Origin of the sequence: Pseudoalteromonas sp. AOP7-A1-14 (assembly GCF_052376275.1) — a bacterium.
In the GTDB taxonomy this organism is placed as follows: domain Bacteria; phylum Pseudomonadota; class Gammaproteobacteria; order Enterobacterales; family Alteromonadaceae; genus Pseudoalteromonas.
Genome location: NZ_JBQSVO010000110.1, coordinates 1 through 12,254, shown reverse-complemented (window position 1 = coordinate 12,254; position 12,254 = coordinate 1). Strand labels below are relative to the sequence as shown.

Here is a 12,254-nt window from a genome sequence, read left to right as displayed (position 1 = left end):
GTGGCTGTTTAAAAATCAGACCGCCTTTGCGGTAAGCTTGTTAAAATATAAGGTGGGCGGTAGTGATCAATACGTTAATAACCCGATATAATACCGACAAACAATTAAGGTAACTGATTATTTTGAATTGGCAATCGTTAGTCGATAACCGTCAGCGTTTTTTCTGGGTATTACAGATAGCGGGGTGGATTGGCTATGCACTGGTAAATTACATTGGCTCAAAAGTATTTGAAATGCGTGATATTTACGTATTTGTAATTGTGCTCAATGCGTATGCAGGCTGCTTAATGACCGTGCCGCTGCGCTATATGTATCGAAAGGTGTGGAATTCATCACCATGGGTATTGATGCTGGTAGTATTTAGTGCATCGTATGCAACAGGCACCCTGTGGTCCGTCGTTCAAAAATTTAACCTGTGGGAAATTTATCGTCATGGCTACAGACCAAACGAATGGTTTTATTATTTTCAGCAGGGTCTAGATTCAGTTTACATAATTTTATGCTGGAGTGGTTTGTATTTTGGTATTAAGTACTACCAATTGTTGCAAAGCGAGCGTCAAAAAGCATTAAAAGCGACTACAATGGCCCATGAAGCACAGTTAAAAATGCTGCGCTATCAGCTTAATCCTCATTTCTTATTCAATACACTCAATGCGATCTCGACCTTAATCTTGGTTAAAGAAAATAAAGATGCTAATTTGATGGTGTCTAAGCTTAGTGAGTTTTTACGCTATACCTTAAATACAGACCCAATAAAGAAAGTGCCACTAGAGCAAGAGCTGCATGCACTGATGCTTTACCTTGAAATTGAACGGGTACGGTTTGATGAGCGTTTAAAAGTTAATATTGAAGTGAGTGACAAAGCCAAAAATGCTTTAGTACCGAGCTTAATATTGCAACCGCTGATTGAAAATTCAATTAAATACGCCATTGCACATTTAGCGCAAGGGGGGATGATTGACATTAAAGCACAAGTTTTTGCTAATGAGCTTTTATTAGAAGTAGGTGACAATGGTCCAGGTACAGAATTAAAAGATGGTCAATTAGTTAACTCACAAGGTGTGGGTGTGGCAAATACAAAAGATCGTTTAAAAACCTTGTATGAAAATAATTATTCTTTTGTGTTATCGCACAACACGCCAAGTGGTCTAAAAGTGAACCTTCGAGTTCCGTTTGAAGAGGCTGTGAAAAATGAACAAAATTAAAGCCCTAGTCGTTGATGATGAACCATTAGCACGAAAAGGTTTGGCAGTGAGGCTCGAAGATTTTGATGATATCGAAGTTGTAAAGCTTTGCTGCTCAGGCCAAGAAGCGATAGATGCATGCCAAACAGGAGATGTAGATTTAGTTTTCTTAGATATTCAAATGCCGGGTATGAATGGTTTCGAAGTGGCTCGTGCTTTAAGCAAGAGTATTAGAGTATTACCGGCTATTGTGTTTGTTACGGCATTTGACCAATTCGCGGTCAAAGCATTTGAGATCCATGCTTTAGATTATATTCTTAAACCAGTCGATGACGACAGACTAAAACAGGCGGTAGAAAAAGTGCATACCTATTTAAAGACGCAACAAGACAATGCCCATAAAAAGAAACTAGCCAGTTTTGTTGCCGGGATCACCGGAAATAACTGTGAAGAAATTTTAAAGAAATTAGCTACTGGTGATACGTTATCAGATCGTCGTTACCCAGAATCGTTGGCTGTTAAAGATCAAGGTGAAATTATTCGAGTGCCTGTAGCGACGATGCAATGGGTTGATGCGGCGGGTGATTATATGTGCCTTCATTGCCAAGACGGGCAAACACATATTTTACGCAAAACGATGAAAGAACTTGAACAAGAGCTCGACCCTCAGTTATTTGTGCGTGTACATCGCAGTGCGATTGTCAATACTAAGCAAATTAGTAAATTAGTCACGCAGGTAAGTGGTGAGTACTTGTTAGTGTTAGATAATGGTCAAGAGCTTAAAGTCAGTCGCAGCTATCGAGATAAAGTTAAAGCAGCGCTAGCTAGTTAATAAGTGAGTATTTAGCACTAACTTTAGTGGTCAAATAATAGATGTTGCTAAGGTAACGCTTTTAAAATAAAAAACGCGAGCCTCTGCTCGCGTTTTTTATTGTTAATCTGTCGCCTAGGCTACAGTAACAATTTTCATAGTATTTGTTGCACCAACGGTTTCCATTGCATCACCATGAGTAATGATAACGGTATCACCAGAGTGTAATGAACCAGCAGCAACTAACGTGTTTAACGCATCTTTAACCATACTGTCTTTTTCGCACTTTGTTGAGTCAAAAAATACCGGGTAAACACCACGGTAAAGGGCGCTTTGACCCAGCGTACTTGCATGACGTGACAGTGAGTAAATAGGTAAGCCTGAGCTAATACGTGACATAAGCTTTGCTGTACTACCTGACTCAGTTAACGTAACGATTGCTTTAACGGAATCTAAGTGATTTGCAGCATACATGGCTGATAGAGCAATAGACTCTGCATTAGATGAAAAACGGCTATCTACGCGGTGCTTAGAAACGTGAGTCTCTTTTTGTGATTCAGCACCTAAACAAACACGTGCCATAGTTGCTACGGTTTCTTCTGGGTAGTCACCGGCTGCTGTTTCAGCAGAAAGCATTACAGCATCTGTACCATCTAAAACTGAATTGGCAACATCCATAACTTCTGCGCGAGTTGGCATTGGGTTATCGATCATTGATTCCATCATTTGTGTTGCAGTAACAACAGTACGGTTTAATGCGCGAGCACGGCGGATAATTAATTTTTGCTTACCCATTAATGCGGCATCACCAATTTCAACACCTAAATCACCACGGGCAACCATTACTGCATCTGAGGCAAGTACGATGTCATCGACGGCTTCAGTTGTCTCTACCGCTTCTGCACGTTCAATTTTTGCAAGTAGCTGAGCTTTTGAGCCAGCTGCTTCAGCAAGTGAGCGGACATAACGCATGTCATCGCCACTACGAGGGAATGAAACAGCGATATAATCAACGTCAATTTCTGCTGCAGTTATTAAGTCTTCTTTATCTTTTTCAGTGAAGGCAGGGGCCGTTAGACCACCACCTAAACGATTAATACCTTTATTGTTCGATAAAACGCCACCAACAGTAACACTGGTGTGCACTAAGTGGCCTTCAACTTTTTCAACAATTAATTGAATTAAGCCATCGTTTAAAAGTAATAGATCGCTAGGATAAACATCTTGTGGCAGTTCTTTATAGTCAATACCGACAGCATTAACATCGCCTTGGCCTTTTTCCATCTTAGCGTCTAGGATGAATTTAGCACCAACATCAAGCGTTACTTTGCCTTCTTTAAAGGTAGAAACACGAATTTTAGGGCCTTGTAAATCGGCTAAAATTGCAATGTGTTTGCCTAGTCGATTAGCTATATCACGTACAGCTTGAGCACGGTCTTTATGATCTTGTGCTACGCCATGTGAGAAGTTCAAACGCACTACGTTTGCACCAGCACTGATTATTTTTTCTAGGTTGTTATCACGATCGGTTGCAGGTCCAAGTGTAGCGACTATTTTTGTGCGTCTAAGCATCAAATTCTCCTGTAGGCTTACTTAGGTAAGCAGATTGAGGGTTATCTTCGTTATTCTTACTTTCAATTAAGTAATTGAAAGTCACTTTATAAGGGAAAGTGTCATTTTATAAAACACTTAATAATTTTAAGTTACCAATATTTATACAAAACTTATTTTGCCATTATGACACCGGTGTCAGACGCCGTCAATGTGCTTGTAATTAAAACCATAAGATTGAAATTTTTGCCACGACGTTCGGGATGTTTGATATAATGCCAAGATTACGTACAGATAGTGTACGTAGCGTGGCATCAAACTGGCTCAAAGTATAATTTTTAATCTGTTTGGGTGCAATCTGCGCAAAAATATGTTCATTAACTAACCAAATAGTTGTTACCGAGGAGGACACTAAATGCAAGTTGCATTAGTAGGGTTAGGCGTTATGGGGAAAAATATTGCCCTAAACTTGATTGAAAAAGGGATAACGCTAGTCGCTTATGACAAAAACCCACATGCGGGTGAAGAATTATTAAGTTGTGCTAAATCTCAAGGTATGGCCGAAAGGCTGCACATTGTTTCTGACTTAAGAGACATGGTTAGGCGTTTAGAAGCACCGCGCTCTATTTTATTACTTGTTCCTGCAGGCGAGCTAGTTGATAGCGTTTGTAATGAATTAGTCGAAGCGGGCGTCGATTGTAATGATATTATCGTTGATTGTGGCAATAGTAATTATAAAGATGGTATTACGCGTAAACTTAAATACCAGAACAAATTTGAATTTGCCACAATGGGAATTTCTGGTGGCGCTGAAGGTGCCCGTTTTGGACCTGCCATGATGGCAAGCGGTTCTGAAGGTGGTTGGGGCCGTATTGAGCCGTGGTTTGAAAAAGTAGCTGCAAGTTACAATGGCGAGTCGTGTTTTGCACGTGTTGGCCAATCAGCTAGCGGCCATTTTGTGAAAATGGTTCACAACGGCATTGAATATTCATTGATGCAATTAATAGCTGAAGTGTACCAATTGTTGCGTATAGGCACAGGCCGAACTCCGCAGCAGGTTGCTGAGATATTTAATCAATGGGCAGAAGGCCAATTAAACAGCTACTTACTCTCTATTTCTAGCCATATTTTATCACTTGAAAATAAAAACAATATTCCACTGGTTGATTTAATTGATAACAAAGTTGGCGCTAAAGGCACGGGTCTTTGGACTGCGCAAAATGCATTAGAACTTGGTATTGCTGTGCCATCATTAGTGGCTGCTGTACAGGCGCGTCATTTAACAAATGTGTGTGATACCACTGCAGCACAAGAGATGACTTATGCGGCTAAATCAACGAACAAAGTTGATATTGATTTAGATGAACTTAAAGATGCGTTTACACTTGCAAGTTTATTAGCTTACCGTCAGGGGTTAGCGCTTATCAAAGGGGCGTCACGTACTCATCAATGGAAAGTAGATTTATCTAAAACATTACAGACTTGGCGCGCAGGCTGTATTATTCGAGCAGATTACTTAGACAGTGTTGCAGAGGGTGTTCAATTTATTGATACTCTTGAAAAAGAGTCGCAAGCACTTCGCAAAATTACCGGGCAAGCAGTCATGACTGGTTTGGCTTTTCCTGTATTAGGTGCCACGCAAAATTATTTAGCTACGCTAACAACACCGAGTAACGGGCATTTAGTACAGGCTCAGCGAGATTACTTTGGTGAGCATGGCATTAAAATTCACAATGGTGAATCATGTCATTTAACTGACTTGGTTGAGATAGATGCTAAGGTTCGTTAAGAACTAACTGTTTAATAGTATAAAGGCACGCTAATTAGCGTGCCTTTTTTATTGGAATTAATAAAACTTCGCGAAGCTAAGCTTTAGCGACTTAATTCACCGCGTAAGTTGTCTTGCATTAAATGGCGAATAGCTTCAATTTCTAAATTTTGACTTAGTAAGTAATGTAGCTTAGTTAAGCAAGCTTCTAGAGTCATGTCGTAACCGCTGAACACACCAATATTAAGTAGTGCATTGCCCGTTGCATAGCCGCCCATATTTACATGCCCTTTTAAACATTGTGTGAGGTTGATGATCACTGTTCCACGTTGGCTAGCATTTGATAATATATCTAAAAAGGTTGGATCTTGTGGCGCATTACCCACCCCAAAGCTTAACAGTACGAGTGCTTTAATATTATCGTTTACAAGACTGTTTACTACCTGTGAACTGATACCTGGGTATAAATAAAGTACACCAATTGGCTGTGGGGTAATGTTGGTTACTTGTAGCTCATTCTCAACGTAAGGACTTAATTGGCCTTTTAATAATTGAATACTAATACCAGAAAGCGCTAAAGGATCGAGGTTTGGCGATGCAAACGCATTAAAGCCATCAGCATGGGCTTTGGTGGCTCGATTACCGCGGAAAAGCTGATTGTTAAAAAATAAGCTGACTTCTGCAATAGGGTAGTTCGCAGCCAAGTACATGGCGTTGAGTAAGTTCACTTGGCCATCAGATCGCAGTTGCGATAGTGGAATTTGTGAGCCGGTAACAATCACAGGTTTAGTTAGGTTTTCAAACATGAATGATAAGGCTGATGCAGTATATGCCATGGTGTCAGTTCCATGTAGTACCACAAAGCCGTCATAATCTTGGTATTTACTTTTAATGTCGTCTGCAATTAATTGCCAGTGTGCAGGAGACATATCAGATGAGTCAATTAATGGTGCATATTCGTGTATATCAAATAAAGGCATTTCATCACGATTAAACTCAGCGTTATTAACGACAGTTTCGGTTAAATACCCGCTTGCAGGAATGTAGCCGCGACTCGATTTTTTCATGCCAATAGTACCGCCTGTATAAGCGATATAAATACGTTTGCGTTTCATAAAAAAGCCCAGTAAAAAAACTGGGCTTAGTATAACGTTAAGTTGTATGTATTACAGCATCAAGTGAAAGATTACTGCACCACGTTACAGACTAAGCAACGGGTATAAATACCTTGCGGGTCGTTATAGTCTTTTAAGTTATCAACCTCGCTGCCAAGCTCCTTAACTAAGCTTTGTAAATTAGCTTGGGTTGCAAGCGAGCTAACAGCACTTTTCTGGCTGCCAAGTAGGGCGCCTAATGAGACATTGCCAAAAATGTCTTGCATCATTTGCTCTTGTGGGGTCAGTGTTTGCTTAATCGTTTTAACTTCAAACAAGTCTAATTTAGCTAAAGCAGCGGCTGCGTCGATAGCATCTTGTTTATCGCCTAACTTATCGACTAAACCAAGCTCTTGTGCTTGTGACGCTATCCATACACGGCCTTGGGCAATTTTGTTTACTTGCTCTGGCGTCATATTTCGGGCATCGCCTACCACTTCTAAAAAGCGTTGGTAGGCATCTTCGACACTAAGTTGAATTATTTCAGCCATTTTATCATCAAGCGGACGAGCAATCGAAAAGCCCGACATTTCTGTGGTTGCAATACCGTCTGAGTAAACCCCAAGTTTTGCCATTGTGTTTTCAAAGGTCATAAAGCTACCAAATACGCCGATTGAACCAGTTATCGTACTAGGTGCGGCCCAAATTTCGTTAGCCGCTGAAGCAATCCAATAGCCACCTGATGCTGCAACTGAACTCATAGAGGCAATGACAGGCTTACCAGCAGCTTTAAGTGCGAGTACTTCAGCACGAATAACTTCTGAGGCAAACATACTGCCTCCGCCTGAATCAATACGTAGTACAACTGCTTTTACTTTTTCATCAAGGCGGGCTTTACGTAATAACGCTGCTGTTGAGTCACCACCAATTTCACCTGCTTTACGTTCGCCATCAACAATCGTGCCTCTAGCAACAACAACAGCTACTTTTTCAGTCATTGGGTTATCAAAAACAACAGGAGGCTTAACCAAGCTTAAGTAATCACGAAACGACACTTGTTTAAATGTTTTACCGGTTTCTTCAGTGCCGACAAGCTTAATTAATTGTTGGCGAATTTGTTGGTTAGATTTTAATGAATCAACCCACTGATGATCAAGTGCGTATTGACCTGAATCGCCATTAACCGCTTTCATTTTCGCTAAGTAAACGTCCATGGTTTCATCAAAATTTGTTTCATCAAATGGGCGAACATGAGCGATATCTTGCTTATATTCTTGCCATAAAGCACCTAACCAAACGCTATTTGCTTCTTTTGCTGCATCAGACATGTCGTTACGAATAAATGGCTCTACGGCTGACTTAAATGTACCCACTCTAAAGATATGTTGCGTTACGGCTAATTTTTCTAGAGCGTCTTTAAAGTAAAGCGGATACATGCCATAACCTTCAATCATGACACCACCATAAGGATGCATAGATACTTCATCGGCATGTGCGGCAATATAGTACTGTGCTTGGGTATAATAATAGCCGTTGGCGATGACTTGTTTACCTGTCGCTTTGAACTTATCAATAGACTTAGTGATGCGTTTTAACTTATTAAGGTGCGCACTAGGCATTTCTTGTAAGTCTAAAAGCAGTACAGTAATACGGTCATCTTTTGCGGCTTTATTGATAACCTTAACAATATCATCAAGTAATATTTCGCTCGGTGCCTCGCTATCCATTGTCGCGTCGTTTATTGCTGCTTCTATCGGGTCAACATAAGTTTTTTCTTCAACAATAGGCCCGTTTAAGTTGAGCCTAAGTACAGAGCCGTTTTCAACTGTAACTTTATCGCCATCACTAAACATTGAAACGATGATAATAAGCACGATCACTAAAAACAACAGATTCAATATTAATCGACGAGAAAAGTTAATTCCTGCCCATAAACCTTTAAATACCTTTGCAATCAAAATAATTCCTTAATTATGGTACTACCTAAACATTGTATTCATAGTAGCTTAGAATAAAAAAAAACTTAACTGTTAAATCGTAACTAAGTATTTATATACTTTATTGTGTGGTGATTTTGCACTTTAATTATAAATTACCAGGGCTTTTATTGCTTATTACTTGCCAATCAAGCAAAATTCGCTAATGTATAGAGGTTAGACCAGTTAGTTGGGGCAGAGGATGTTAGAACAACAATTAGAATTAAAACACACACAATTACGTAACCGCTTAGTGATGGGCTCAATGCATACCGGACTTGAAGAAGGCTGGCATAATCGAAAACGCTTACGTGCATTTTATGATGCCCGCGCAAAAGGCGGCACTGGAATGATTATAACCGGAGGCTACAGTCCTAATTTACGCGGTAAACTCACCCCGATTTCTTCTTCGTTTAATAACTATTACGATGTTTTTAAACATCGGGCTTACACTGATGTAGTGCATCAACATGGGGGGAAAATTTGCTTGCAACTATTGCATGCTGGACGTTATGCGTATCACCCATTTAATCAAGCACCAAGTGCCATTAAAGCGCCTATTAACCCCTATAAGCCAAAAGCGATGTCACTTTCAAGTATTAAAAAAACGATAAAAGACTTTGCTCACTCAGCTCGCATGGCACAAAAAGCCGGTTACGATGGAGTTGAGATAATGGGCTCCGAAGGGTATTTAATTAACGAGTTTATGGCGGGGTATACTAATAAGCGTAATGATGAGTTTGGTGGCAGTTTAGAAAACCGTATGCGTCTAGCGGTTGAAATAGTTAAAGCCGTTAGAGCTAAAGTCAGTAAAGAGTTTTTAATTATATTTCGCTTATCTGTTATTGATTTAATTCCAGATGGCTCAACTCCTGATGACGTTACTATTCAGGCAAAGACACTTGAGCAAGCAGGAGTTGATATATTCAACACCGGCATCGGCTGGCATGAAGCCCGAATACCAACTATCGCAAGTATGGTGCCGCCGGGTGCTTATAAAGAAGCATCAAAGCGACTAAAGTCAGTGATTAATGTGCCAGTTATCGCGGTTAATCGGATCAATACACCCGATATTGCTAATCAAATTTTAGCTGATGAAGAAGCTGATTTGATTTCAATGGCGCGACCATTATTAGCTGATCCTGACTTTTTTAATAAATATAAAGCTAAGCAATTTGAACAAATTAATATTTGTATTGGTTGTAACCAAGGTTGTTTAGATCATGTATTTAAAGGCAAAAGAGCTACTTGTTTGGTGAATCCGCAAGCAGGTTATGAGCTTGATTATCCGCTTGAACAAGCGCATAAAACTAAAAGTGTATTAGTGGTGGGCGCCGGTCCTGCGGGGCTTTCAGCAAGTTGCTATCTTGCACAAAAAGGTCATAAAGTAACCTTGATAGATAAAAAGATGCAAATGGGGGGGCAGTTTAATCTTGCTATGCAAATTCCGGGTAAAGAAGATTTTATTCATACTTTACTTTATTACACGAATGAATTAAAACGTCTAGGAGTCACCGTTGAGCTTGGTAAAGCTTATCAAGATGATATGTTAAGTCATTTTAATGATGTTGTTTTTGCAAGTGGTGTGCGTCCTCGAGAAGCGAATATAGCTTGCTCTGACGGCAAACGGGTATTGGCTTATGATGAGGTTATTCGGGGTGACGTTGAGCTTGGGCAATCAATCGCTATACTGGGAGCTGGCGGGATTGGCTTTGATATGGTGGCTTATCTAACTGAACATAAAAACCAATCCATCGAACAATTTAAAACCCAATGGGGCATTGAGCAGCCAGCTAACCCTGTTAAAGACCCTCGAACAATCTATATGCTAAAACGAAGTGCAGGGCGTTTTGGTGGTGGTTTAGGTAAAACAACCGGCTGGATACATAGACGAATTGCAAAGCAACATGGTGTAAACCAAATAGCTGAATGCGAATATTTGTCATTTGATAACAATGGTTTAACCATTAAAATAGCGGGCGAACATAAAGTACTTAACGTTGATACCGTCATTGCCTGTATTGGGCAAGTTTCAAACGATGAAATCATCGCTTCAAGTCAAGGAAAAGCAAACGTATACGTTATAGGTGGTGCAAAGCTTGCTTCAGCTATTGACGCTAAGCGAGCCATATTTGAAGCATTACAAGTCGCAAGAGCAATATAATGCAACTATTTATTAAATTAATCAGCTTAGCCTAGGTTGAGGCTCGTTTCTTATGCCTTCTAAAAGGCTTGGGTAAGTTATTGAATACTAAAAGTTGGTTTAATGAATAGAAATAAATGATGAGTAACGTATGGGCAGCTTATAGGTGACGAACTATATGCCTATAGGTTCGCCTCTAAAGCTCATCAAGCAAACATGCTTGTTGTTTAGATACAATTTACATCAGCTAAATGCGTGTATGAAAGCAATAATAATCTTTTCAGGCTGTTATTTTTTCTATTGCTAGCGTTTCGTATCAAAATTAATCTTGCCTTTTTAAGCGACGATTTCTACCGTTTATAATTGATGTTATGCTAATGTTTTTTCTTCAGAGTAATTTTATGGACGCTATCGAGCTTTTATTAACCCGTCAATCCACAGCTAAGCTTTCTTTTCCTGGTCCAAGTGAGGAGCAATTAGCCATTATTAAACAAGCTGCTTTAAAAGTCCCCGATCATGGTGGTTTATCTCCTTGGCAGTTTATTATTGTTGAAGATGAAGGTCGTGATCGCCTTGGTGAAATTTTTTATCAAAGCGCGGTTGATGAGCAACAGCCTGAAAAAGTGATAAATCGGGCTAAAGACTTGCCACATAGAGCACCTATGGTCATTATCGCGATAGCTAAATACCAAGAACATCCAAAAGTACCGCGTATAGAGCAAGTACAAAGCGCTGGTTGCAGCGTACTGACGATGCAACAGGCCGCTTTTGCACAAGGCCTTGATGGTATTTGGCGTACCGGCTACTTTGCTCAAAGTAGTGGAGTTAAAGCGGCGCTTGGCTTGGCTGAATGTGATGAAATAGTCGGCTATTTATATCTTGGCACAGCGGTGGTTGATTGCACTAAACCCACTCGTCATCAAGTCGGTGACTTTTTTACCTCTTTGTGATCACAATAGTGAACTATTGAGCTTTTCAGTAGTCAGACGGCATTAAGGTTGGCAGTGTTATTTTTTATAAGTTAACGCTTAATGCTGTAAGAAGCGCTAGGATGCAGTGGTAAATAATTCTTCTTCAGTTTGTTTTTTAATCGGTTGTTTTTTGTTAGTGTATGGGAAGTCTTATAAAAAAAACGATAAAGAAGACGAGAATGATGGGCAATTTATTTTTACAAGAAAAAGAGAAGTGGTGGGCATGGTCATTATGGGGCATGGTCGGTGCTGTGATTACACTCTATATTGCTATGAGTACTAAAACACCACACTTTATTGCGATATCAGCGTTTGGTGTACTGGGATTACTTACTTTGTGGATGCAGCGTACAAAACGCTTTGATTTTGGTCGTGCATTTAAGGTATGTCTTTATGTTTCTTTAGTTAGTGTACTACCAGCATTTGTATTGGTTATTATACCAAGCGATGATTTAAATAAGTTTGATGTGATCTTTCAAGCAATCAGTTTTACTACATTTAGTTTATTAGTTTGTTTGATTTGCTCATGGATAGCTAAAAGACCTAAGCAATATTACTAATAATCAGCAATTTTATCTTAATTGTCTTTTAGGGGTTTACAACAACTTCCTTAAACACTATCATTCGCGCCGTACGGAGAGATGGCAGAGTGGCCGAATGCACCGGTCTTGAAAACCGGCAGGGGTTTATAGCCCCTCTAGGGTTCAAATCCCTATCTCTCCACCATCATTTAAAGAAACCGCCTTATTGGCGGTT

General features: G+C 39.9%; 9 protein-coding genes and 1 tRNA gene. 7 read left to right on the top strand and 3 right to left on the bottom strand.

All coding sequences use genetic code 11. The features are described from left to right. The first annotated feature begins 122 nt into the window (after positions 1–122). Together ACT3RM_RS14580 and ACT3RM_RS14575 are read left to right on the top strand one after the other, a co-directional pair. Positions 123–1,205, top strand: coding sequence for a sensor histidine kinase (locus tag ACT3RM_RS14580; RefSeq protein ID WP_441835393.1), 1,083 nt, complete (start codon positions 123–125; stop codon positions 1,203–1,205). Beyond that, complete coding sequence (locus ACT3RM_RS14575) at positions 1,192–2,016, top strand: LytR/AlgR family response regulator transcription factor (protein ID WP_441835392.1); 825 nt, start codon at positions 1,192–1,194, stop codon at positions 2,014–2,016. The genes ACT3RM_RS14580 and ACT3RM_RS14575 overlap by 14 nt, the downstream gene beginning before the upstream one ends. 114 nt (positions 2,017–2,130) lie before the next feature. Here ACT3RM_RS14575 and pyk read toward each other — a convergent pair whose 3' ends face one another. Next, positions 2,131–3,567: a pyruvate kinase gene (gene pyk, locus ACT3RM_RS14570; RefSeq protein WP_441835391.1), complete on the bottom strand. Its 1,437-nt coding sequence runs from the start codon at positions 3,565–3,567 to the stop codon at positions 2,131–2,133. 394 nt (positions 3,568–3,961) lie between these two features. Here pyk and gndA point away from each other — a divergent pair, with 394 nt between their 5' ends. Continuing rightward, entirely contained in the window at positions 3,962–5,335 is a 1,374-nt protein-coding gene (gene gndA, locus ACT3RM_RS14565; protein WP_441835390.1) for an NADP-dependent phosphogluconate dehydrogenase, read from the top strand. Positions 5,336–5,418: 83 nt separating this feature from the next. Here gndA and ansA read toward each other — a convergent pair whose 3' ends face one another. Continuing rightward, positions 5,419–6,429, bottom strand: coding sequence for an asparaginase (gene ansA / locus ACT3RM_RS14560; RefSeq protein ID WP_441835389.1), 1,011 nt, complete (start codon positions 6,427–6,429; stop codon positions 5,419–5,421). 71 nt (positions 6,430–6,500) lie between these two features. After that, the gene (sppA, locus tag ACT3RM_RS14555; protein ID WP_441835388.1) at positions 6,501–8,366 is read right to left on the bottom strand and encodes a signal peptide peptidase SppA; all 1,866 of its coding nucleotides are present in this window, start codon (positions 8,364–8,366) and stop codon (positions 6,501–6,503) included. Between the two features lie 220 nt (positions 8,367–8,586). Here sppA and ACT3RM_RS14550 point away from each other — a divergent pair, with 220 nt between their 5' ends. The 4 genes from ACT3RM_RS14550 to ACT3RM_RS14535 all read left to right on the top strand — a co-directional run bounded on the left by ACT3RM_RS14550 (position 8,587) and on the right by ACT3RM_RS14535 (position 12,224). Continuing rightward, positions 8,587–10,548: an oxidoreductase gene (locus ACT3RM_RS14550; protein ID WP_441835387.1), complete on the top strand. Its 1,962-nt coding sequence runs from the start codon at positions 8,587–8,589 to the stop codon at positions 10,546–10,548. A 380-nt stretch (positions 10,549–10,928) separates the two neighbouring features. After that, the gene (locus tag ACT3RM_RS14545; RefSeq protein ID WP_441835386.1) at positions 10,929–11,477 is read left to right on the top strand and encodes an NAD(P)H nitroreductase; all 549 of its coding nucleotides are present in this window, start codon (positions 10,929–10,931) and stop codon (positions 11,475–11,477) included. Between the two features lie 203 nt (positions 11,478–11,680). Continuing rightward, positions 11,681–12,058 (top strand): hypothetical protein, encoded by a 378-nt coding sequence (locus ACT3RM_RS14540; protein WP_441835401.1) that lies wholly within the window; start codon positions 11,681–11,683, stop codon positions 12,056–12,058. 75 nt (positions 12,059–12,133) lie between these two features. Continuing rightward, positions 12,134–12,224, top strand: a tRNA-Ser gene (locus ACT3RM_RS14535). Positions 12,225–12,254: the final 30 nt, after the last annotated feature.